Origin of the sequence: Micromonospora sp. WMMC241 (assembly GCF_027460165.1) — a bacterium.
Lineage (GTDB): Bacteria > Actinomycetota > Actinomycetes > Mycobacteriales > Micromonosporaceae > Micromonospora > Micromonospora humi.
On the sequence record NZ_JAPZBF010000001.1, the window covers coordinates 4,044,541 to 4,065,947 of the forward strand.

General features: G+C 73.9%; 21 protein-coding genes, 1 pseudogene and 1 riboswitch. Of the genes and pseudogenes, 4 read left to right on the forward strand and 18 right to left on the reverse strand.

All coding sequences use genetic code 11. The features are described 5' to 3' along the window. Positions 1–104: 104 nt before the first annotated feature. The 10 genes from pheT to O7598_RS18170 form a co-directional block, all read right to left on the reverse strand. Positions 105–2,654: a phenylalanine--tRNA ligase subunit beta gene (pheT, locus tag O7598_RS18125; RefSeq protein WP_269692513.1), complete on the reverse strand. Its 2,550-nt coding sequence runs from the start codon at positions 2,652–2,654 to the stop codon at positions 105–107. A 27-nt stretch (positions 2,655–2,681) separates the two neighbouring features. Next, positions 2,682–3,776, reverse strand: coding sequence for a phenylalanine--tRNA ligase subunit alpha (gene pheS / locus O7598_RS18130; protein ID WP_269692514.1), 1,095 nt, complete (start codon positions 3,774–3,776; stop codon positions 2,682–2,684). 174 nt (positions 3,777–3,950) lie between these two features. After that, entirely contained in the window at positions 3,951–4,832 is an 882-nt protein-coding gene (locus tag O7598_RS18135; RefSeq protein WP_269692515.1) for a TrmH family RNA methyltransferase, read from the reverse strand. 32 nt (positions 4,833–4,864) lie between these two features. Continuing rightward, a complete protein-coding gene (gene rplT / locus O7598_RS18140) occupies positions 4,865–5,257 on the reverse strand; it encodes a 50S ribosomal protein L20 (RefSeq protein WP_030335718.1) in 393 nt (130 codons plus the stop codon). A gap of 32 nt (positions 5,258–5,289) precedes the next feature. Next, a complete protein-coding gene (gene rpmI / locus O7598_RS18145; protein ID WP_007075851.1) occupies positions 5,290–5,484 on the reverse strand; it encodes a 50S ribosomal protein L35 in 195 nt (64 codons plus the stop codon). A gap of 18 nt (positions 5,485–5,502) precedes the next feature. Next, positions 5,503–6,153: a translation initiation factor IF-3 gene (infC, locus tag O7598_RS18150; protein WP_091067051.1), complete on the reverse strand. Its 651-nt coding sequence runs from the start codon at positions 6,151–6,153 to the stop codon at positions 5,503–5,505. A gap of 326 nt (positions 6,154–6,479) precedes the next feature. Next, complete coding sequence (locus O7598_RS18155; protein WP_269692516.1) at positions 6,480–6,953, reverse strand: PH domain-containing protein; 474 nt, start codon at positions 6,951–6,953, stop codon at positions 6,480–6,482. Next, positions 6,950–7,912 carry a DMT family transporter gene (locus O7598_RS18160; RefSeq protein ID WP_269692517.1) on the reverse strand — a complete coding sequence of 321 codons (963 nt, stop codon included), beginning with the start codon at positions 7,910–7,912 and terminating at the stop codon, positions 6,950–6,952. The genes O7598_RS18155 and O7598_RS18160 overlap by 4 nt, the downstream gene beginning before the upstream one ends. Further along, a complete protein-coding gene (hisG, locus tag O7598_RS18165; RefSeq protein WP_269692518.1) occupies positions 7,909–8,754 on the reverse strand; it encodes an ATP phosphoribosyltransferase in 846 nt (281 codons plus the stop codon). The genes O7598_RS18160 and hisG overlap by 4 nt, the downstream gene beginning before the upstream one ends. 43 nt (positions 8,755–8,797) lie before the next feature. Continuing rightward, positions 8,798–9,061, reverse strand: coding sequence for a phosphoribosyl-ATP diphosphatase (locus tag O7598_RS18170; protein ID WP_043324932.1), 264 nt, complete (start codon positions 9,059–9,061; stop codon positions 8,798–8,800). Positions 9,062–9,163: 102 nt separating this feature from the next. On the opposite strand from O7598_RS18170, the pseudogene O7598_RS31365 reads away from it, so the two are divergent. Then, positions 9,164–9,349 (forward strand): annotated as a pseudogene (locus O7598_RS31365) (winged helix-turn-helix domain-containing protein); the annotation flags it as partial. A 233-nt stretch (positions 9,350–9,582) separates the two neighbouring features. After that, positions 9,583–11,004, forward strand: a complete 1,422-nt coding sequence (locus O7598_RS18180; RefSeq protein WP_332367406.1) for an MFS transporter — start codon at positions 9,583–9,585, stop codon at positions 11,002–11,004. 231 nt (positions 11,005–11,235) lie between these two features. On the opposite strand, the gene ribH is transcribed toward O7598_RS18180, so the two are convergent. From ribH to rpe, 7 genes are all read right to left on the reverse strand, one after another. Beyond that, positions 11,236–11,733: a 6,7-dimethyl-8-ribityllumazine synthase gene (gene ribH / locus O7598_RS18185; RefSeq protein ID WP_269692521.1), complete on the reverse strand. Its 498-nt coding sequence runs from the start codon at positions 11,731–11,733 to the stop codon at positions 11,236–11,238. Between the two features lie 4 nt (positions 11,734–11,737). Next, complete coding sequence (locus O7598_RS18190) at positions 11,738–13,021, reverse strand: bifunctional 3,4-dihydroxy-2-butanone-4-phosphate synthase/GTP cyclohydrolase II (protein ID WP_269692522.1); 1,284 nt, start codon at positions 13,019–13,021, stop codon at positions 11,738–11,740. Continuing rightward, positions 13,018–13,716 carry a nicotinamide riboside transporter PnuC gene (gene pnuC, locus O7598_RS18195; protein WP_269692523.1) on the reverse strand — a complete coding sequence of 233 codons (699 nt, stop codon included), beginning with the start codon at positions 13,714–13,716 and terminating at the stop codon, positions 13,018–13,020. The genes O7598_RS18190 and pnuC overlap by 4 nt, the downstream gene beginning before the upstream one ends. Next, complete coding sequence (locus O7598_RS18200) at positions 13,713–14,309, reverse strand: riboflavin synthase (RefSeq protein ID WP_269692524.1); 597 nt, start codon at positions 14,307–14,309, stop codon at positions 13,713–13,715. The genes pnuC and O7598_RS18200 overlap by 4 nt, the downstream gene beginning before the upstream one ends. Positions 14,310–14,311: 2 nt before the next feature. After that, on the reverse strand, positions 14,312–15,373 hold the full coding sequence (gene ribD / locus O7598_RS18205) for a bifunctional diaminohydroxyphosphoribosylaminopyrimidine deaminase/5-amino-6-(5-phosphoribosylamino)uracil reductase RibD (protein ID WP_269692525.1): 1,062 nt from the start codon (positions 15,371–15,373) through the stop codon (positions 14,312–14,314). Positions 15,374–15,544: 171 nt separating this feature from the next. Continuing rightward, a riboswitch (FMN riboswitch) is annotated at positions 15,545–15,717 on the reverse strand. A gap of 81 nt (positions 15,718–15,798) precedes the next feature. Further along, positions 15,799–16,755 (reverse strand): GGDEF domain-containing response regulator, encoded by a 957-nt coding sequence (locus O7598_RS18210; protein WP_091067081.1) that lies wholly within the window; start codon positions 16,753–16,755, stop codon positions 15,799–15,801. A 1-nt stretch (position 16,756) separates the two neighbouring features. After that, complete coding sequence (gene rpe / locus O7598_RS18215) at positions 16,757–17,437, reverse strand: ribulose-phosphate 3-epimerase (RefSeq protein WP_091067083.1); 681 nt, start codon at positions 17,435–17,437, stop codon at positions 16,757–16,759. 263 nt (positions 17,438–17,700) lie between these two features. Between rpe and O7598_RS18220 the strand changes: the two genes are divergently transcribed. Further along, positions 17,701–18,588, forward strand: coding sequence for a septum formation family protein (locus O7598_RS18220; protein WP_269692526.1), 888 nt, complete (start codon positions 17,701–17,703; stop codon positions 18,586–18,588). Between the two features lie 75 nt (positions 18,589–18,663). Beyond that, on the forward strand, positions 18,664–19,554 hold the full coding sequence (locus O7598_RS18225; RefSeq protein ID WP_269692527.1) for a septum formation family protein: 891 nt from the start codon (positions 18,664–18,666) through the stop codon (positions 19,552–19,554). Positions 19,555–19,596: 42 nt separating this feature from the next. On the opposite strand, the gene O7598_RS18230 is transcribed toward O7598_RS18225, so the two are convergent. Further along, entirely contained in the window at positions 19,597–21,348 is a 1,752-nt protein-coding gene (locus O7598_RS18230; RefSeq protein ID WP_269692528.1) for a M28 family peptidase, read from the reverse strand. Positions 21,349–21,407: the final 59 nt, after the last annotated feature.

Consider the following 21,407-nt stretch of genomic DNA (forward strand, 5'->3'; position numbering starts at 1 on the left):
GACGAGCCACCACTGTCGGATGTGCGACACGTAGCCGGACGACAGCTGTTAAGAAGGGCCCCCGCCTCTACCGAATGCGTTAAGCGGGGGCCCCTCCTTACACCTCAGGCGCCGCGGAGGGTGGCGCCGAAGCGCTGGGCCGCGAGCGCCACGGCGGCGTCGCGGGCGGCCACCGCCTCCTCGCCGGCGAGCGTCCGGTCCGGGGCGCGGAACGTCAGCTTGTAGGCCAGCGACTTCCGCCCGGCGCCGAGCTGCGCCGAGGCGTAGACGTCGAAGAGCCGGACGTCCTCCAGCAGCGCGCCGGCGCCCTCGACCAGGGCTCGCTGCACCTCGGCCGCCGGCACCGCCTCGTCGACGACGAGCGCCACGTCGATCAGCGCCGGCGGGAACGTGGAGATGGCCGGTCCGCTCACCAGCGGCGCGGTGGGCAGCGCGTCCAGGTCCAGCTCCATCACGCTGGTGCGCCGGGGCAGTTCCAGCGCGGCCACCACGGCCGGGTGCAGCTCGCCGGCGTGACCGACGACGGCGTCGTCGACAAGCAGCTCGGCGCAGCGGCCGGGGTGCCAGGGCGCGCGTTCCCCGGCCCGGACCGTGACCCGGTCGGCGGGGATGCCGGCGGCGTCGAGCACCGCCCGGCCCGCCTCGACCGCGTCCGCCCAGCCGGCCGCGCGGCCCGCGCCCCACCAGCCGGCCGGCTCGATCTCGCCGCACACCGCCACCGCGACGTGCCGCGGCTGCGCCGGCACCACCGCGTCGGCGGCGGCGAACTCCTCGTCGGTGGGACGGCGGTCCACGCCCATGGCCGGCGGGGAGCCGGCGCCGGGACGCGCGTGGAAGACCGTGCCGATCTCGTAGATCGCCACGTCCCGCTGGCCCCGGCCGACGTTGCGCTTGACGATGCCGAGCAGCGGGCCGAGCAGCGTGGTGCGCAGCAACGGCTCCTCCTCGGACAGCGGGTTGGCCACCCGCACCGCCTCCCGGCGCGGATCGTCGGCCGGCAGGCCGAGCTGGTCGGCCAGCTCCGGCGCGACGAACGGCTGCGCGAGCACCTCGACCCAGCCCCGCTCGGCGAGCGAACGGGCCACCGCGCGGCGGCGCTGCTGCGGCGGGGTGAGGCCCCGGCCGGGGCGCGCGGCGGGCAGCACCGACGGCACCCGGTCGTACCCGTCGAGGCGGACCACCTCCTCCACCAGGTCGGCCGGGTCGGTCAGGTCGGGTCGCCAGCTCGGCGGCGTCACGGTCAGCACCTCGCCGGCGCCGGCGGCGGCCACCCCGGCGGCGCCGGGATCCTCGCCGAGCCGGTCGCCGCCCCGGGTGACCGCGCACCCGACCTGCTCCAGCAGCTCCACCACCCGGTCGGCCGGGTAGGACACGCCGATCCGGCGCGAGGGCAGGTCCACCGGCAGCGTGACCGGCGGGAGCGGACGGACGTGGTCGAGGTCGAGCACCTCGGCGCCGGCCGTGCCGCCGGCCAGGTCGGTGAGCAGGCGGACCGCCTTCTCCAGCGCGACCAGTGGCAGGGTCGGGTCGACGCCCCGCTCCCAGCGCTTCGCGGCCTCGCTGAACAGCTTGTGCCGCCGCGCGGTGCGGCCGACCATGGCCGGGTCCCAGTGCGCGGCCTCGAACAGCACGTCGGTGGTGGAGGCGAGCACCTCGCTGGTCTCGCCGCCCATCACCGCGGCCAGCGAGATCGGCCCCGTCTCGTCGCAGATGACCATGTCCTCGGCGGCCAGGCTGCGGCTCACCCCGTCGAGCGTGGTCAGCTTCTCCCCCGGTTCGGCGCGGCGCACCACGAGCGGCCCGGCGATCCGGTCGGCGTCGAAGGCGTGCATCGGCTGGCCGAGTTCGAGCATCAGGTAGTTGGTGATGTCGACCGGCAGCGAGATGCTGCGCACCCCGGCCGCGGTGAGCCGCTGCACCATCCACCCGGGTGTCTCGACCGTCGGGTCGACGCCGCGCACCATCCGGGCGGCGAACCGGTCGCAGCCGACCGGGTCGCGCACCTCGACCGGGTACGCCGGTTCGGCGGTCCCCCCGGTGGCCGGCGCGTCGGCCGGGTCGCGGAACGGCACGCCGAGCGCGTGCGACAGCTCCCGGGCGATGCCCCGGACGCTGAGCGCGTACCCACGGTCCGGGGTGATCTCCATGTCGACCACCACGTCGTCGAGGCCGACGATCGGCCGCGCGTCGTCGCCGGGCTGGGCCTTGACGTCGGCGGGCAGCACGATGATGCCCGAGTGGTCGTCGCCCAGGCCCAGCTCCTGCGCCGAGCAGATCATCCCGTGGGAGTTGCGCCCGTACGTCTTGCGCGCGCCGATGGCGAAGTCGCCGGGCAGCACGCCGCCCGGCAGGATCACCACGACCTTGTCGCCCGGGGCGAAGTTGCGCGCGCCGCAGACGATCTCCTGCGGCTCGCCGGTGCCGTTCGCGGCGCCCACGTCCACCCGGCAGAAGCGGATCGGCTTCTTGAAACCGGTCAGCTCCTCGATCTCGAGAACCTCGCCCACGACCAGCGGACCGGTGACGGTCTCCCGCAGGTCCACGATCGACTCGACCTCGATGCCGAGGTCGACAAGCGCCTGCTCCAGGTCGCCGGTGGGCAGGTCGACGGGAAGATCCACGTACTCCCGCAACCAACTGACAGAAACTCGCATGACTGTTCTACCGCCGTTTCCCGTAGCTCAGGCGCCGAACGCGCGGGTGAACCGCACGTCGCCCTCGGCCATGTCCCGCATGTCGCTGACCCCGTGCCGGACCATCACGGTCCGGTCGATGCCCATCCCGAACGCGAATCCGGAGTAGACCTCCGGGTCGATGCCGCAGGCGCGCAGCACCCGCGGGTTGACCATGCCGCAGCCGCCCCACTCGACCCACTGCGGCCCGTCCCGGTGCTCCGGGAACCAGACGTCGAACTCGGCCGACGGCTCGGTGAACGGGAAGTAGTGCGGCCGCCAGCGGGTCTTCGCGCCCTCGCCGAACATGGCCCGGGCGAAGTGGTCGAGCGTGCCGCGCAGGTGCGCCATGGTGATGCCCTTGTCCACCACCAGGCCCTCGACCTGGTGGAAGACCGGCGCGTGGGTGGCGTCCAGCTCGTCGGTGCGGTAGACCCGGCCGGGCACCACCACGTAGATCGGTGGCTTGCGGCTGAGCATGGTGCGCGCCTGCACCGGCGACGTGTGGGTCCGGAGAACGAGGCCCGAGCCCGCTGAGCCGGCCGCAGCCGCGGCGGAGCCGTCGGCAGGTGCGATGTGGAACGTGTCCATCAGGCCCCGCGCCGGGTGGTCGGCCGGGATGTTGAGCGCGTCGAAGTTGGTCCACTCCAGCTCGACCTCGGGACCCTCGGCCACCTCGTAGCCCATCCCGATGAACAGGTCGCTGATCTGCTCCATCAGCACGGTCAGCGGATGGCGGGCGCCACGTGGCCGGCGGTCGTGGGGCAGGGTCACGTCGACCCGCTCCTCCACCAGCACCCGCTCGGCCTGCTCACGGTCGAGGATCTCCTGCCGGGCGCCGTACGCGGCTTCGATGGCGCGGCGGGCCTCGTTGACCCGCTTGCCGGCGTCGGACTTCGCGGCCGGCGGCAGCGCGCCGATCTCCCGGCGCGCCAGGGACACCGGGGACCGGTCCCCCAGGTGCGCGGGGCGCAGCGCGGTCAGCGCGTCCGGGTCGGCGGCGGCGGCGAACGCCTTCTCGGCGGCGGCCACGGCCCCGGCCAGGGCGTCCGGGTCGAGCAGGGCGACCTGCTTCGGGTCGTACGGATCGTTGCGGTAGCTCATGGTGAACGGGCACTCCCTCACGGCGGCGCCGCCCCTTCCACAGGGCGGCCAGGCGAGTCTACGGACGCGCGGCTTCGCCGCAGCCCGCCGGTGGGAGTCGTGCAGGGAGGAAGGGTCAGGCCTGCCGCCCGCCGACACCGGCGGGCTGGCTAAACGAACGCCGTGGCGCGTTCATCACGAGGCGGACTCCCCTGCTGTGTGCTGCGTCATCGTGGATCGACGCAGTGCTCTGGCCGAAGAATACAGGCAGACGGCCGCCGCCGCAGCCAGGTTCAGGCTCTCGGCGCGCCCGTGCAGCGGCACCCGGACCCGGGCGTCGGCCGCGGCGGTCAACTCGTCCGGCAGGCCGTGCGCCTCCGAGCCGAACAGCCAGGCGGTGGGGGCGGCGAGCCGGCCGGCGTCGGCGAGGTCGTCCAGGTCGCTGTCGCCGTACCCGGTGGTGGCCAGCACCGCCAGCCCGGCGGCCCGCAGCGCCTCGACCACCCGGACCGGGTCGTCGGCGCGGACCACGTCGACGTGGAACAGGCTGCCGGCGGAGGCGCGCACGCACTTGCCGTTGTAGGGGTCGACGGCCTCGCCGGCGAAGACCACCGCGCCGGCGCCGGCCGCGTCGGCGGTGCGCAGCACCGTCCCGGCGTTGCCCGGGTCACGGATCCCGGCGAGCACCGCGACCAGGCGCGGCCCGCGCGCGAGGGCGTCGGCCAGGGGTACGTCGAGGTGCCGGCAGACCGCCACCAGGCCCTGCGGGGCCACGGTCTCGGCGAGCGCCGCCAGGGCGTCGTCGGTGACCTCGGAGACCGGCACGGCGGCGCGGGCGGCGGTGGCGGCGAGGTCGGCGTACCGGTACAGGGCCGCCGGGGTGCCGAACAGCTCGACCACCGACCCGTCGCGGGCGAGCGCCTCGCGGACCGCCTGCGGCCCCTCGGCCAGGAACCGGCCGGCCTGGTCGCGGTCGCGCCGGCGGTGCAGCCGGCGGGCCGCCGCGACCCTCGGGGTACGCGGGGTGAACGGGCCGGGAACGGCGTCGAGGCGCCTCCCCTGCGACGGTGACTGCATGGGAGACGCCTCGATCTGCCGTACGGGTGGGGTCAGGCGGCCTGGGCCGCGGCGCCACCGGTGCCCTCGGCCGCCACGGCGGCGCGGGCCAGCTCGACGATCGCCGCGAACGCGGCGGCGTCGTTGACGGCCAGGTCGGCCAGGATCTTGCGGTCGACCTCGATGCCGGCCAGGCGCAGGCCCTGGATCAGCCGGTTGTAGGTCATGCCGTTGGCCCGGGCCCCGGCGTTGATCCGCTGGATCCAGAGCTGCCGGAAGTCGCCCTTGCGGTCGCGACGGTCCCGGTAGGCGTACTGCATCGAGTGCAGCACCTGCTCCTTGGCCTTGCGGTAGAGCCGGGAGCGCTGACCGCGGTAACCGCTCGCGGTCTCCAGCAGGGTACGACGCTTCTTCTGGGCGTTCACAGCCCGCTTGACGCGTGCCATCTCAACTCCTTCTTCGGTTCAGGTGGCTCGCGTCAGCGGCCGAGCAGCTTCTTGATGCGCTTGGTGTCGGCCTTGGCCAGCTCGACCGTGCCGGTCAGCCGCCGGGTCTGGGTGGAGGGCTTCTTCTCCAGGTTGTGGCGGAGGCCGGCCTGCTGGGCAACGATCTTGCCCTTGCCGGTCACCTTGACCCGCTTGCCCATACCCGTGTGGCTCTTCATCTTCGGCATGTGGAACGTCTCTCCCTGTTACTGGCCGCTGGTGTCAGCGGTCGGGCCGGTCTCGCCGGCTGCTGCGGTCTCGCCGGCCGCCGGGGCCTCGCCACCTGCCGGGGCTGCCGACTCCTCCGCGGCGCGGTCCCGAGGACCACCGCGGGACGCCGTGGCGGCGACCGCGGAGGCCTTGACGGCCCGGTGCGGAGCGAGAACCATGATCATGTTTCGGCCGTCCTGCTTCGGCGCGGCCTCGACGTATCCCAGGTCCGTGATCTCGGACTCGAGCCGGCGCAGGAGCCGGTAACCCAGCTCCGGGCGGCTCTGCTCGCGACCGCGGAACATGATCGTCACCTTGACCTTGTCGCCCGCCTTGAGGAACCGCACCACGTGACCCTTCTTGGTCTCGTAGTCGTGCGGGTCGATCTTCGGCCGGAGCTTCATCTCCTTGATGACGGTCTGCTGCTGGTTACGCCGCGCTTCGCGCGCCTTGAGTGCGCTCTCGTACTTGAACTTGCCGAAGTCCATGAGCTTGCACACCGGCGGGCGCGCCATCGGCGCAACCTCGACCAGGTCCAGGTCGACGTCCGCGGCCAGCTGCAGGGCGCGCTCCAGCGGGACGATGCCCACCTGCTCACCCTCAGGGCCGACCAGTCGGACCTCACGTGCCCGGATCTGCTCGTTCACGCGTGGTTCGACGCTGATGTGGCCTCCTCGAGTCGAGTGTCCTACGGTGCCGACTCCGTGGGCTCCCGGGCGGGAGCCGACCCGGAAAGCAGAAGGCCCCGGCGTATGCCAGGGCCCACTCGACCGGTCGGCACGATCACAGGATCGCGCATCCGGGATCGGGACGTGCCCGAAACCGGGGACCGGACCCGGACGCCTCGACGGCGACTCGGGTGGGAGCGGGCGCTCCGCTTCGCGACCGCCCGCTCGTCAGGGACGGGGGCAGTCTGGTCGACTCCGCAACACTACACCCTCGGCCCAGGCCGGCCCAAACCGGGCCTCGCAGGTCAGCGGGGCGTCGGCTGGCCGGCGGCGAGCGCGGCCAGGTGCGCCTGGTGCAGGCGACGCAGCGCGCGGACCGCCTCGACCGCGCTCTCCTTGTCGGCCGCCTGCAACGCCACGATCGGCAGCAGGTCGTCGTCGTGCAGCTCCAGGCTGGCCCACGGCGCGCCGCGGTCGAACCGGACGCCGCGGATCACCTCCCAGGGCAGCTCGTACGAGCCGATCACGTTGCGCACCCGCACGCCCTTGGCGTCGGCGACCACCCGCGGGCGGGTGAACAGCAGGAACCCGAGCGCGCCGAAGACGCCCAACCCGACCATGGCGAACTGGTCGCCGCGCTGGAACGAGCCGTAGCCGTCGCCGGTGGCGCCGGTCAGCGACGTCGCGACGAGACTGAAGACCACCACCAGCGCGATCGCCGACGCCCAGCAGACCACCCGGATGCGGCGGGGCCGCACGGTCACCACGGAATCGCTCACCCGACCAGTCTGCCATCCGGGTCGCGCTCGCGTTCCACCGCCACACGGGCCGGCGCCCGCCGTCGGACCCCGGCCACCAGCACCGCCAGCAGCGTCAGCACGGCGCCGGCCAGCACCGGCAACCGGACGCCGGGACCGCCGGGCAGCGCCAGGTCCAGCAGCAGCGCGCCGCCGAGTTGCCCGGCCACCAGCGCCAGGCCGGTCCGCAGCACGCCGGCGGCGCGTACGCCGACCAGCAGGGCGAGCACGATGCCGACGCCGAACACGCCGCCGACGTAGAGCCACCACTGGGTGGGCCAGCGCGGCTGGTCGGCCAGCGAGCCGGCCACCACCGCCACCGCGCCGATCACGGTCGTGCTGACCACGAAGTTCACCGCGAGGCCGGCGGCCGGCCCGATCCCGGCCGCGACCCGGCCGTTGAGCGCGGACTGGAGCGACACCGCCAGCCCACCGACGACCGAGAGCAGCACCAGCCCGACCGCCAGGTCGCCGACCGGCCGGCCGAGCTGCGCGAGGGCCACCGCGCCGACGCCGAGCAGCGCCCCGGCCACGCGGGGCACGGTGAGCGGCAGCCGGCCGCCGGCGGCCAGCCCGCCCCGGTCGACGGCCAGGCCGCCGAGGCTGCCGCCGGCCACCTGGGCGATGGTGAACACCGCCACCCCGAGCGCCGGCACCACCACCGGGGCGGTCAGCACGATCACCGCGCCGCCGAGCCCGCCCAGGTAGGACCACCAGGACAGGCCGGCGCGGCGCAACCCGGCCAGCCCGGCCCGCATAGACGGGACCACGGCCAGCCCGGCCAGCACGATCAGGCAGCCGCCCAGGTTGTTGACCACGGCACCGAGCACCGGATCGCCGGTCCGCTCCCCCAGCTCGGCGTTGACCACGCCCTGGGCGGCCGAGGCCACGCCGCCCAGGACGACGACGGCCAGCGCGGCCGGGAGCGGCAGCGGCCTCACAGCCGGCAGGCGTGGATGTTGGTGACCAGGATCGCCCGGGCGCCCAACTCGTACAGCTCGTCCATGATCCGGTGCACGTCGTCGCGGAGCACCATCGCCTGCACCGCGACCCAGCCCTCCCGGTGCAGCGGCGACACCGTGGGCGACTCGATGCCCGGGGTGAGCGAGCTGGCCCGGTCGAGCAGCCCGGCCGGCACGTCGTAGGCGAGCATCACGTAGCGGCGGGCCACCAGCACGCCGTGCAGCCGGCGTTCGAGCTGCCCCTGCTGGGCGCCGCCCGGCGCACCGGACCGGCGCACCAGCACCGCCGACGAGCGCAGCAGCGGCTCGCCGAAGACCACCAGGCCGGCCTGGCGCAGCGTGGCACCGGTCTCCACCACGTCGGCGACCACGTCGGCCACGCCGAGCCGGATGGCGTTCTCGACCGCGCCGTCGAGCCGGATCACCTCGGCCTTGACGTCCAGCTCGGCGAGGTGGCGTTCGACCAGACCGGGGTACGCGGTGGCGATCCGGTGCCCGCCCAGCTCCCGTACGTCGTCCACGTCCTGCGGGCGGGCGGCGAACCGGAAGGTGGCCCGGGCGAAGGCCAGGTCCACCACCTCCTCGGCCGGCGCGCCGGAGTCGATCAGCAGGTCCCGCCCGGTGATGCCGACGTCCAGGTCACCGGAGCCGACGTAGGTGGCGATGTCCTTGGGACGCAGGTAGAAGAACTCGATGTCGTTGGGCTCGTCCCGGCAGACCAGGTCCTTCGGGTCGGTGCGCTGGCGGTAGCCCGCCTCGCGCAGCATCTGGGCGGCCTTCTCGGCGAGGGCACCCTTGTTGGGTACGGCGACACGCAGCATGGGAGTGCTCCTTCGTTCGATCGGATGATCAGCGGACGGGCACTCACAGATGTCGGTAGACGTCCTTGAGTTCGAGACCGGTGGCCAGCATCAGCACCTGCGCCTGGTAGAGCAGCTGGGAGATCTCCTCCGCGGCCCGTTCCGGCCCCTCGTGCTCGGCCGCCATCCACGACTCGGCCGCCTCCTCGACGACCTTCTTGCCGATGAAGTGCACGCCCTTGGCGAGCGCGTCGACCGTGCCCGAGCCCGGGGTGCCGGCGGCGGCCTTGGCCTGCAGCTCGGCGAACAACTCCTCGAACGTCTTCACGGAAGGCGATTCTTCCAGCCTCCCGGGCCGGCCGGTCGCGCCGGGTCGCAGCCTGTCGAAAGATGTCTTTCGAAACAGCTCTTTCTAAAGTATTCTTTCGATATGACGGAGCAACGCGCCCGCGACATCACCGACGTGGACACCCTCCGAGCCCTCACCCACCCCCTGCGCCTGCGCATCCTGAACGCCGTCGGCATCCACGGGCCGCTGACCGCCACCGAGGTCTCCGAGCGGGTCGGCGAGAGCCCGGCCAACTGCTCCTGGCACCTGCGCCAGCTCGCCAGGTACGGCTTCGTCGCCGAGGCCGGCGGCGGCACCGGGCGGCAACGGCCGTGGCGGCTGGTCACCGACGGCCACCGGTGGGGCGACGGAGACGAGAGCCCCGAGCTGGCCCGGGCCGGCGACGCCGCCGCGCGCGTCCTGCTCGACCTGGAGTACCGCAAGCTCTGGGACTGGATGTCCGCCCGCCGCCAGGAGGCCCCCGAGTGGCGTGACGCCGGGTTCTTCAACCAGTTCATCGGCTGGTACACGGCCGAGGAGCTGGCCGGGCTGCGGGACGAGATCCGCGCGCTGTTCGCCCGCCACCTGACCCGGCTCGAAGACCCGGAAAGCCGACCGCCCGGGTCGCGGCCGGTGCGGCTGACGGCCTGGGGCGTGCCGGAGGTGGAGCGGTGAGAGGGCTGCTGCGCCGGGCGGACTTCCGGCTGTTCTTCGTCGCGTTGACCGTGAGCATGGTGGCCGAGTCGGTCCTGCTGCTCGCGCTGGCCGTCTGGGTCAAGCAGCTCACCGGCTCCGACGGGCTGGCCGGTGCCACCTTCGTCGCCCTGACCGCGCCGATGGTGCTCGCGCCGCTGGTCGGCTGGGTGGTGGACCGGGTGCCCCGAGGGCGCCTGTTCGTGGCGCTCAACGCCGCGACGGCCGTGCTGCTGCTGCCGCTGCTGACCGTGCACGACGCCGGCCGGCTCTGGGTGGTCTACGCGGTGGCCGCCGGTTACGGACTGTCCTATCTCGCGCTCGGCGCCACCGTCACCGCGCTCGTGCAGGAGCTGGTGCCCACCGTGCTGCTGCCCGACGCCAACGGCGCGACGCAGACCGTCAAGCAGGGCCTTCGGCTGGCCGGTCCGCTGCTCGGCGCGGGCCTGTTCGTGCTGCTCGGCGGCCCCGCACTGGCCGGCGCCTGTGCCGCCGGTTTCCTGGTGGCCGCGTTGGCCGGACTCGCGCTGCGGCCGGCGCCGGTCGAGGAGGACGACCGCGATCAGGCGATCCCGGGGCCGGTCCGGACGGTCGCGGCCGGCGGCGGACGCGGCGAACTGGCCGCCGGCATCCGGCACCTGGTGGGTGAACCGGCGCTGCGGCGCGCGCTGGTGGCGGCCATCGCCGCGTCGGTCGGCCTCGGGTTCGGCGAGACGCTCTGGTTCGCGTACGTCGACCAGGGCCTCGGGCGGGAGCCGGCCTTCCTCGGTGTGCTGGTCTCGTTGCAGGGTGTCGGGGGCCTGGTCGGCGGCGTCGCCTCGGCGATGCTCGTCCGTCGCCTCGGCGAGCTGGGCGCGATGGCGCTCGCCGTGTCCTGCGTCGCGCTGGCCAGCGTGGCGCTGGCCCGGCCGGCCCTCTGGCTGGCCGTGGTGGCGAGCGTCCTGATCGGGCTGGGCCTGCCGGTCGCCATGGTGGCGATCATGACGCTGATGCAGCGGCGTACCGCGCCGGAGCTTGTCGGTCGGGCCTCGGCGGCGCTTGACGCGATGGCCAGCGGCCCCCAGGCGATGGCGATCGGCGCCGGCGCGCTGATGGTCGGCCTGGTGGACTACCGGCTGCTCTACGGCGTGATCGGGATCGTGCTGACGGCCACCGCCGGCTACCTGCTCACCGGCCGCCGCCTCACCACCCCGACCGTCGGCGGCGAGCAACCCGCCGCCGCACGGGCCGCCGAGGTCACCGCCGGGTAGCCACTTCGACGCCGCCCGGACGAGGTCCGCGCCGCGCCGTCTGTGGAGCTGACAGCGAGAACGACTCGCCCCACCACCGTCATGGTCGGCGGAGCCGGACCCGGTCGGCGGCAACGGCGGGGCGAGGGCGAGTCGTTGGTGACATCAGCTCGAAAGGCAGCCGCAAGGGCACCTGCCGCTCGCCGGAACCACCTCGCCCCGGCAGACCCGGCCCGGATCGACGGATCCCGGTCAGGCGAAGCCCACCCGATGGGCGTTTGCCGCGTCCAGGCCGCGGATCGCCAGCGCGGCCTCCAGCGCGGCCACGGTGGCCGCCCAGCCCTTGTCCTCGGCCGAGCCGGGCAGCCCGGCCCGGTCCCGGGCCTGCTCGATGGTGTCCACCGTGAGCACCCCGTGCGCCACCGGCTTGCCCTCGTCCAGCGCCACCCGGGTCAGCCCCTCGGTCACCGACTGGCACACGTAGTCGAAGTGCGCGGTCGCGCCGCGCACCACGACGCCGAGCGCGACCACCACGTCGAAGCGCCGGGCCATCGCCTGGGCCACCACCGGCAGCTCCACCGAGCCGGCCACCCGGGCCACCACGGCCCGCGCGCCGCACGCCTCGGCCGCCGCCGTCGCGCGGTCGGCCATGTGGTCGGTCAGCTCGCCGTGCCAGCGCGCCGCCACCACGCCGACGGTCAGCCCGGCGGCGTCCACCGCGGGCGCGCCCGGCTCCCCGAAACCCGCCATCGCCCTACGCTCCGATCTCGTCACCGGCCACCGGACGCCCCATCGGCGCCTCGGTCACCTCGCCTGTCCCGCCCGCCTCGTCCAGCCCGTCCAGGAGGTGGCCCATCCGGTCCCGCTTGGTGCGCAGGTAGCGCACGTTCTCCGGGTTGGACCGCACCGGCAGCCCCTCCCGGCCGGTCACGGTGAGGCCGTACCCCTCCAGGCCGGCCCGCTTGGCCGGGTTGTTGGTCAGCAGCCGCATCGAGCGGACGCCGAGGTCGTACAGGATCTGCGCGCCGGTGCCGTAGTCGCGCGCGTCGGCCGGCAGACCCAGGTCGAGGTTCGCGTCCACGGTGTCGCGTCCCTGGTCCTGCAACTGGTACGCCTGCAGCTTGTGCAGCAGGCCGATGCCGCGGCCCTCGTGCCCGCGCACGTAGAGCACCACGCCGCGCCCCTCCTCGGCGACCCGGGCCAGCGCGGCCTGCAACTGCGGGCCGCAGTCGCAGCGCAGCGAGCCGAAGACGTCCCCGGTGAGGCACTCGGAGTGCACCCGGACCAGCACGTCCCGCCCGTCGCCGAGGTCACCGAAGACCAACGCGACGTGCTCGGCCGGGTCGTGCGCCGCGCGGTAGCCGTACGCCCGGAACACGCCGTACGGCGTGGGCATCCGCGCCTCGGCGGCCAGCTCGACCTGCTTCTCGGTGTGCCGCCGGTGCGCGATCAGGTCGGCGATGGTGACCAGCGTGAGGCCGTGCTCGGCGCAGAACTTCTCCAGGTCCGGCAGGCGCATCATGGTGCCGTCGTCGTTGACCAGCTCACAGAGCACGCCGGCCGGACGCAGGCCGGCCAGCCGGGTCAGGTCCACCGCCGCCTCGGTGTGCCCGGGACGCCGCAGCACGCCGCCCGCGCGGGCGCGCAGCGGCACCACGTGCCCCGGGCGGGCCAGGTCGGTCGGGTCGGTGCCGGCGTCGGCGAGCAGCCGGATGGTGTGCGACCGGTCGGCGGCCGAGATGCCGGTGCCGACCCCCTCGCGGGCGTCCACGGTCACCGTGTAGGCGGTGCCCCGCCGGTCCTGGTTGGTGTGGTGCATCGGCGGCAGGTCGAGCCGGTCGCACTCGGCCTCGGTCAGCGGCACGCAGACGTAGCCGGACGTGTAGCGCACCATGAACGCGACCAGTTCCGGGGTGGCCAGCTCGGCCGCGAAGATCAGGTCGCCCTCGTTCTCCCGGTCCTCGTCGTCGACCACGACCACGGGCCGCCCGGCGGCGATGTCCGCCACCGCCTGTTCGATCGAACCGAAGGTGGTCATGCCACGACCTCCGAGTATGTCGCCGGAATCGGGGTGCGCGCGGCAGTCGCCGCCCGCGAGGTGCGCCACCAGCTGTAGAAGCCGGCCGCGCAGAACGCGCCGTAGACCAGGTACATGGCGGCCGACGGGTAGAAGCCGCCGCGCAGCAGCAGCGGCACGCCGACCGCGTCGACGGCGATCCAGACCAGCCAGAACTCCACCCAGCCCCGGGCCATGCCGTAGGTGGCGAGCAGACTGCCGACCAGGATCCAGGCGTCCGGCAGCGGACCCCACGAGCCCAGCGCGGCCAGCACCGGGTACGCGGCGGCGGTGCCCACCGCCGCCACGACGAGCAGACCCAGCCGCTCCCGCCAGGTGGCCCAGCGCGGCACCACGGCCGGCTCCGCACCGCCACCCGAGCGGCGGTTGCGCGACCAGCGCCACCAGCCGTAGACGCTCACCGCGAAGAAGAACACCTGGCGGCCGGCCTGGCCGTAGAGGTCGTGCGCCTGCGGGGTGGCGAAGACGCCGCCGAGGAACACGGTGAACAGCAGCCCGTTGCCGATCATGCCGACCGGCCAGGCCCAGACCACCCGGCGCAGCCCGAGCAGCGCCGACGCCAGCCCGAAGACGTTGCCGACGATCTCCCGGACCAGCACCGGCGAGCCGGCGACGTGCACCTGGGCGTCGAGCAACCAGCCGAGCGGGCCCGTCACCGGGCACCGCCCATCAGGCGCTCGACGTACTTGGCGAGCACGTCCACCTCCAGGTTGACCGGGTCGCCGACCTGCTTGTCGCCGAGCACGGTGAGCTTGAGCGTGGTGGGGATGAGCCCGACCGAGAACCAGTCGTCGCCCACCTCCGCGACGGTCAGCGACACCCCGTCGACGGTGATCGAGCCCTTCTCCACCACGTAGCGGGACAGCCCGGCCGGCAGCCGGAACCGGACCGTCTCCCACTGTGCGGCCGGCTCCCGGGCGACGACCTCGCCGACCCCGTCGACGTGCCCCTGCACCAGGTGCCCGCCGAGCCGGCTGTTCAGCGCGGCGGCCCGCTCCAGGTTGACCGGGTCGCCGGGGCGCAGCGCCCCGAGCGCGGTGCGGCGCAGCGTCTCGCCCATCACGTCGGCGGTGAAGACGCCCCCGTCGACGTCGACCACGGTCAGGCAGACCCCGTTGACCGCGATGGAGTCGCCGTGCCGGGCGTCCGAGGTGACCAGCGGGCCGCGGATGGCGACCAGCGCGGAGTCGCCTCCGGTCTCGGTGCTCCGGACGATCTCGCCCAGCTCCTCGACGATGCCGGTGAACATGTTCAAGCCTCCCTCTTCCGGGGCAGCGCGGTGATCCGCAGGTCGGGACCGACACGCGTAACGTCGGTGATCTCCAGGTCGATGGCGTCGGCGATGGTCGTCACGCCCGCGTCGAGCAGCGCGGTGGGGCCGGCGCCGAGCAGCCTCGGCGCGACGTAGCCGACGATCCGGTCGACCAGGCCGGCGGCGAGGAACGCGCCGGCCAGTGTGGGGCCGCCCTCCAGCAGCGCGGCCCGCACGCCGCGGTGGTGCAGCTCGGCGAGCAGCGCCGTCAGGTCGACCCGGCCGTCCGGGCCGGCGCCGACCTCCGCGGCCGTGGCCACCCAGGTGCGCGCGGCGCCGTCGCGGACCCGGGCGTCGGCCGGCGTACGCCCCGAGCTGTCCACCACCACCCGCAGCGGCTGCCGGATGGCGAGCGTGCCGTCACGCAGGTTGCGGGCGGTGAGCCGGGGATCGTCGGCGAGCACGGTGCCCACCCCGGCGAGCACCGCGTCGACGGTGCCGCGCAGCGCGTGCACGTCGGTGCGGGCCGCCTCCGAGGTGATCCACATGCTGGTGCCGTCGGCGGCGGCCGACCGCCCGTCGAGCGTGGCCGCGTACTTCCAGATCAGGTAGGGCCAGCCCCGGCGCATCGAGGTGAGCCAGGCGATGTTGCCGGCCTCGGCCTCCGCGCCGCGTACCCCGAGAGTGACCTGGACCCCGGCGGCGCGCAGCGTGGCCGCGCCGCCGGAGGCCACCGGATTGGGGTCGGGCACGGCGACCACCACACGGGCCACGCCGGCGGCGATCAACGCGTGACTGCAGGGACCGGTGCGACCGGTGTGGTCGCAGGGCTCCAGGGTGACCACCGCGGTGCCGCCACGGGCGCGCGTGCCGGCCTGCGCCAGCGCGACGATCTCCGCGTGCGGCCCGCCGGCGTACGCGTGGAAGCCCTCGCCGACGACCTCGCCGTCGGCGTCGAGCAGCAGGCAGCCGACGACCGGGTTGGGGCTGGTGGCGCCGAGGCCGCGAGCGGCCAGCTCGACGGCGCGACGCATCGCCTCGTCGACGGAGACGCTCGCCATGACCTGCCCTGCCCTCCCGCTCGCCGGTCACGCGCGGGCGGGGTGGGGAGCAGCGGCACGGGTGGCCGCGGACACGCGGCGGCGGAGAACCCGGGAACGGCATGGCCGGCCCCGGGGAGCCCACGCGGCGGCTGAGGGTGCTCAGCGGCCGGCAGGGGCCTCCCCCGTTCCGCGCGCTGTCTCCCATCCGGACTTTCTGGGGGCGGACGAGCCGCACCCCAACCGTCGGCCCCGGATTCTCACCAGGTCCACCGCACGGCCGAAGCCGTCCGGGTCGCGGGCTTACCACGGTCGGACCGTGGATCACCGCCGGTTCGGAATTTCACCGAGCCCCGCCAGCGCGTGGTGGGTACCCCGGAAGTCTTACACGTTCCGCCGCGACGCGCGCCACAGAGGCGAGCTACCTCACAGGCGCGGGCCCCGGATCAGGTGACGCCGCGACGGCGGTCGACCGCCACGTACGAACCGGGTTGGCTCTTGGCGACCGTCTTCATCTCGGAGGCCACGGCGATGGCCTCCAGCGGATCGGTGAACCGCTTGCCGCTGTCGGACAGCGACACGCCGATGGAGAGGGTGACCAGCGCGGCCCGGCGGATGTTGCCCCGCCGGTCCTTCAGCTCGACGAAGCCGCGCTCCCGGTCGATCAGGTCGTAGAGCGCGTCGGCGGCCTTCTCGAAGTCCTCCACCGCCCGGCTGGTCAGCGGCCGGACCTGGGTCGGGGCGCAGACGATGACGAAGTCGTCGCCGCCGACGTGGCCGAGGAAGGCCGGTGGCAGCCCGATCGACACCACCGCCCGGTGCAGGCTGCGGGCCAGCGCCGAGATGAACTCGTCCCCGCGGACGAAGCCGTACCGGTCGTTGACGCTCTTGAACCGGTCGATGTCGACGTAGCCGACGGCGTAGTCGACGCCGCTGCGCACCCGGTCGGTGATCTCCCGCCGGATGCGGCTGTTGCCGGGCAGGCCGGTCAGCGGGGAGACCTCCCGGAACTCCTTGTTGCGGCGCAGCGTGGAGCTGACCCGGGCGACCAGCTCGGCGGTGTCGAACGGCTTGACCAGGTAGTCGTCGGCGCCCGCGCTGAGGCCGTTGACCTTGTCGGACGTCATGCCCTTGGCGGTCAGCATGATCACCGGCAGCGCCGAGGTCATCGGGTCGGCGCGCAGCCGGCGGGTCAGCTCCAGGCCGTCGACGCGCGGCATCATCAGGTCGACCACGGCCAGGTCCGGCCGCTGCCGCTCGATGACCTCCAGCGCCTCCTGGCCGTCGGCGGCGTGCAGCACCTCGAAGCCGTGCAGGCGCAGGTTGAACTCGACGAAGCGGGCGATGTCCTCGTCGTCGTCGACGACCAGGATGACGTCGGGTCGGTCGCCGGCCGGGTCCATCTCAGGCCCCGGTCATCGCACGTTCCGCCAGGCCGCGCAGGCGGCGTACCGCCTCGGCCGGGTCGTCGGCGCCGTAGACGGCGGTGCCGGCGACGAACGCGTCGGCGCCGGCGGCGGCGGCCTGCTCGATGGTGTCCGCGGCGATGCCGCCGTCGACCTCGATGCGCAGCTCCAGGTGGCCGCCGTCCACGTGCCGGCGGGCGGCACGCACCTTGTCCAGCAGCGAGGGCAGGAACCGCTGACCGCCGAAGCCGGCCTTGATCGTCATGATCAGCAGCGTGTCGAAGCTGGGCAGCAGCTCCAGGTAGGGCTCGATCGGGGTGTCCCGGTCGATCGCCAGCCCCGCCTTCGCCCCGGCCGAGCGCAGGTCCTTCGCCAGCGCCACCGGGTCGTCGCACGCCTCGGCGTGGAACGTCACGTTGTACGCCCCCGCGTCGGCGTAGCCCGGTGCCCAGCGGCGCGGGTCCTCGATCATCAGGTGCACGTCGAACGGCAGCTCGGTGGCCGCGAGCAGGCTCTGCACCACCGGCAGGCCGATGGTGAGGTTGGGGACGAAGTGGTTGTCCATGACGTCCACGTGCAGCCAGTCGGCGGCGGACTCCACGGCGCGGACCTCGTCGGCGAGGCGGGCGAAGTCGGCGGCCAGGATGCTGGGCGCGACGACGGGCGGCGGTACGGTCACGGGGTCAGTGTACGAACGCGGTCACCTCCCGGCTGCGGCGCGGCACCACGAGGTACAGCCGGTGACGCTCCGGTCACCTCCGGTGCATAACCGGCCCGTCCGGGCGAGAAATCGACACGAATAGTCGTGCGCCACTGGCCGATCGACTGAAAGATGACGAAACTCCTACAGGGACGGTCACATATGCTGCACGCCCGGGCCGCGGGGGACGCCGCACGGGCCCGCGGCGACCGGCTGCCATCTCTCCGGCGAAGGAGCGGACGATGCGACGGTGGCTCCATGCGCTCGCGCTGGCCGGCGCGGTGACGGCGGCGCTCGCCGGCTGCGTCCAGGCGCACCGGGCCGACGGTGACCTCATCGACGACTGGGCGGCGCTGCCGGCGCCCCGACTCTTCGTCCCGGCCACCGACGCGTGCCTGCCCCGGCTGACCGCGGTGGTGCAGGCGGCCACGTACGAGACGGTGGACTGCGCGCGCAGCCACCTGGCCGAGGCGGTGCACGTCGGCACGTTCACCGGGCCGGCGGCGCTCGGCGCCCGCCCCGAGCCCGGGTCACCGGAGCTGCGCACCGCCCGCGCCGAGTGCGACCAGCGGGCCCGCGAGATGATCGGCGGGGACTGGCACGCCGCCCGGCTCACCCTGAACATCGCGCTGCCGCCGGCGACCGCGTGGATGTCCGGCGCCCGCTGGTTCCGCTGCGACCTGGCCGAGACCGACAGCATCGACAACACCCGGCCGGTCAACCGGGTGGGCAGCCTGCGCGGCGCGCTGGTCGGCGACAACCCGCTGGTGCACCGCTGCTTCGACCCGAAACTGATCGGCGCGAACCTCAACTACATGGCCCCGGTGCTGTGCACCGAGCCGCACCGGGCCGAGTTCGTCGGCGTCTACGTCGAACGGGACATGAGCTGGGCGGAGTTCGCCCGGGCCGCGCCGGCGGCGCACCGGCGGTGCATGACGCTGATCGCCGCGTTCGCCAGCGTGCCGGACAATGCCGAGCTGCCCTACCGCGCCGGGTCCATCTTCTATCCGCCGTCGCAGCGGGAGTGGGAGGAGGGCGACCGGGGCGTGCGGTGTTTCCTGTGGAGCGACGACCGCAAACTGACCCGCTCGATGCGCGGTGCCGGCCCCGAGGGACTCCCCGTCATCTGACGTGGGTGCCGTATGCTGCCACGCCGAGGCGTACCGGTCGGCCGGGCGGCTCCGGACGGCGGGAGGTCGGTCGCGATGCGGCGATGGTGGGCGGCGGTCGCCGCGGGCGCGGTGGCGGTGCTGGCGCTCGCCGGTTGCAGCGCGCCGGCCGGGGTCGACCGCGACCTGACCGACGAGTGGCCGGCCTTCGCCGCCCCGGTCGGCTTCGTGCCCGAGGCCGACGTCTGCCACCCCACCGTCGCCGACGTGGGTTATCTCAGCGGCTACCAGCCGGTCGACTGCGCCACCGCGCACCGGGTCGAGACGTTGCACGTCGGGACGCTGACCGGCCCGGACGCCGGGCGGTCGGCGCCGCCGCGGGCCGGCTCGGCCGGCATTCGCACCGCCCACGCGGAGTGCGCCCGGCAGGTGACCCGGGCGGTCGGCGCGGACTGGCGCTCCGGGCGGTTGCAGCTCTCGGTGGTCTTCCCCTCGGCCCTGGCGTGGTCCGGCGGCGCCCGCTGGTACCGCTGCGACGTCGCCGAGGTGAACGGCCTGGACGAGGGGAACGTCACCTCCCGCACCGGCAGCCTGCGCGGCGCCCTGAAGCCCGGCTCGCCGCTCGCGCTGGCCTGCTTCAACCCGAAGCTGAGCAAGGACGAGGTGCAGGCGATGCGGCCGGTCGCCTGCACCACGAGGCACCACGCCGAGTTCGTCGGGATCTACCAGGCACCCGACATCAGCTACGCCGAGTTCCAGCGCACCTCGCTGCGGGCGCACAAGGCGTGCCGGGGCCTGATCGCGAAGTACGCCGAGGTGCCGAACGACGGCAACATGCAGTACCGGGCCGGCACGATCATCTACCACCCGTTCGAGCAGCAGTGGCGCGACGGCGACCGGGGCGTGCAGTGCTTCCTCTGGGTGTCCGAGCGGACGCTCACCCGCTCGGTCCGCGGCGCGGGCGGCAAGGCCCTGCCGATCACCTGAGCCCCGGGCGGGGCGGGCGTCGGCCCGCCCCGCCGGGTGTGCTCAGCCCACCTGGAGCGTCACGTCGTCGACCACGAAGCTGGTCTGCAACGAGGCGTCCTCGACGCCGGTCCACTTGAGCGTGACCGTCTGGCCCGCGTAGCCGGCCAGGTTGAAGGTGCGCTGGGTGTAGCCGGTGGCCTTGTTCAGGTTGGAGTACGTCGCCAGCGTGGTCGACCCGACCTGCACGGTCAGCTTGTCGTACGCGGTCGAGGTGGTGGTCTCGGCCGAGTCGATGTGCAGCCAGAACGACAGCGTGTAGCTGGCGCAGCCGGCCGGCAGGGTCACCGACTGGGACAGCGTGTCGGTGTGCGACGAGCCGTAGCCGTCCATCCAGGCCTTGTAGGTCCCGGTGCGGGCCGCCTGGCCGGAGTCGTTGGTGATCACCCCGGAGCTGGCGGTCCACGACGTGTTGCCCGACTCGAAGCCCCCGTTGGCGATGAGCTGCCCGCCGGTGCAGCCACCGCTGCCACCGGTCACGGTCAGCGTGTAGCTGGCGGTGCGGGTGGCCGAGCCGGTCCCGGTGACGGTGATCGTGAACGTGCCGGTGGTCGCCGTGGACGAGGCGCTGACCGTCATGGTGGCGGAGCCGCCCGAGGTGACCGACGACGGGCTGAAGCCGACCGTGACCCCGCTCGGCGCCCCGCTGGCCGACAGCGTGACGGTCTGGGCGCTGCCGGAGGTGGTGGCGGTGCTGACCGTGGCGGTGGTGGAGCCGCCCCGGGCGACGCTGCCGGAGGTGGGGCTCACCGCGACGGAGAAGTCGTTGGTCGGGGTGCCGCCGCCGACGGCGAGCGCCCAGATCGCGTACGCCACACCGTCCGCGCTGCGGTTGAGCACCGTCGTGTTGATGTTGCTGGTGGTGTCGCAGGAGCGGTGGTAGCAGCCGTCGTACGCCGCGCCGGAGGTGCCGCCCCACTTGGCGGCCTGCGCCGCGGTCTTGGTGTAGCTGGCGCCGGCGGCGTAGCCGGAGGTCTGGATGCCGGCGTTGGCGAACGAGTAGTCGTCGGAGCGGCCCTGGCCCTCGGTGTTCTCCTCCGGCTGGATGCCGAACGAGTCCCAGTACGCCTTCAGCGGCGCCGCGGTGGCCGAGGTGATCCGGTTGATGAAGTAGCCGCCGTTGGGCGAGCCGACCATGTCGAAGTTGTAGTAGCCCTTGATGTAGCCCCGCTGGGTGGTGCTGAGCTGGTTGACGTAGTGCTTCGACCCCTGCAGGCCCTGCTCCTCGCCGTTCCACCAGGCGAACCGGACCCGCTTGGTCATGGTCGGGTTCTGCGCGGCCAGCACCAGCGCGTTCTCCAGCAGCGTGGCCGAGCCGGAGCCGTTGTCGTTGATGCCGGGGCCGGCGGAGACGCTGTCCAGGTGGGCGCCGAACATCACCACCTGGTCGGCGGGGCCCTGGGGCCACTCGGCGATCAGGTTGCTGCCCGGGTAGGTGCAGGTGGTGCAGTTCTGCTCGGTGACCGTGTAGCCGGCCGCCTGGAGCTTGCCCTTGACGTAGCTGACCGACGCGGCGTAGCCGGCCGAGCCGGCCCGGCGGTTGCCGCCGTTGCTGCTGGCGATGGAGTTGAGCTGGGTGAGGTGGGCCTGGACGTTGGTCAGGGAGACGTCCGGGGCGGCGAGCGCGGCGGCGGCCGGCGCCGGGGCGGGGGCGGGGGCGGCGGGAGCGGCGGAGGCGGTGCCGGCCAGGCTCGCCGTCGTCAGGGTGGCGACGAGGGCGAGCGCGAGGCTCGTGGTCGGCGTGCTGCGTCTCATGGAGACTCCTCGTGGAACGCGGGGGTGACGGACCGTTGGACCGGTGATCGGAACAGTTA

What these genes read in the sequence shown, in the direction of transcription:
- rplT (WP_030335718.1), bottom strand. Translation starts at nt 5,257, where the DNA reads ATGGCACGCGTCAAGCGGGCTGTGAACGCCCAGAAGAAGCGTCGTACC.
- O7598_RS18230 (WP_269692528.1), bottom strand. Translation starts at nt 21,348, where the DNA reads ATGAGACGCAGCACGCCGACCACGAGCCTCGCGCTCGCCCTCGTCGCC.
- rpmI (WP_007075851.1), bottom strand. Translation starts at nt 5,484, where the DNA reads ATGCCGAAGATGAAGAGCCACACGGGTATGGGCAAGCGGGTCAAGGTG.
- pheT (WP_269692513.1), bottom strand. Translation starts at nt 2,654, where the DNA reads ATGCGAGTTTCTGTCAGTTGGTTGCGGGAGTACGTGGATCTTCCCGTC.
- hisG (WP_269692518.1), bottom strand. Translation starts at nt 8,754, where the DNA reads ATGCTGCGTGTCGCCGTACCCAACAAGGGTGCCCTCGCCGAGAAGGCC.
- O7598_RS18200 (WP_269692524.1), bottom strand. Translation starts at nt 14,309, where the DNA reads ATGTTCACCGGCATCGTCGAGGAGCTGGGCGAGATCGTCCGGAGCACC.
- pheS (WP_269692514.1), bottom strand. Translation starts at nt 3,776, where the DNA reads ATGAGCTACCGCAACGATCCGTACGACCCGAAGCAGGTCGCCCTGCTC.
- ribD (WP_269692525.1), bottom strand. Translation starts at nt 15,373, where the DNA reads ATGGCGAGCGTCTCCGTCGACGAGGCGATGCGTCGCGCCGTCGAGCTG.
- O7598_RS18220 (WP_269692526.1), top strand. Translation starts at nt 17,701, where the DNA reads ATGCGACGGTGGCTCCATGCGCTCGCGCTGGCCGGCGCGGTGACGGCG.
- O7598_RS18210 (WP_091067081.1), bottom strand. Translation starts at nt 16,755, where the DNA reads ATGGACCCGGCCGGCGACCGACCCGACGTCATCCTGGTCGTCGACGAC.
- O7598_RS18190 (WP_269692522.1), bottom strand. Translation starts at nt 13,021, where the DNA reads ATGACCACCTTCGGTTCGATCGAACAGGCGGTGGCGGACATCGCCGCC.
- O7598_RS18135 (WP_269692515.1), bottom strand. Translation starts at nt 4,832, where the DNA reads ATGCAGTCACCGTCGCAGGGGAGGCGCCTCGACGCCGTTCCCGGCCCG.
- ribH (WP_269692521.1), bottom strand. Translation starts at nt 11,733, where the DNA reads ATGGCGGGTTTCGGGGAGCCGGGCGCGCCCGCGGTGGACGCCGCCGGG.
- O7598_RS18225 (WP_269692527.1), top strand. Translation starts at nt 18,664, where the DNA reads ATGCGGCGATGGTGGGCGGCGGTCGCCGCGGGCGCGGTGGCGGTGCTG.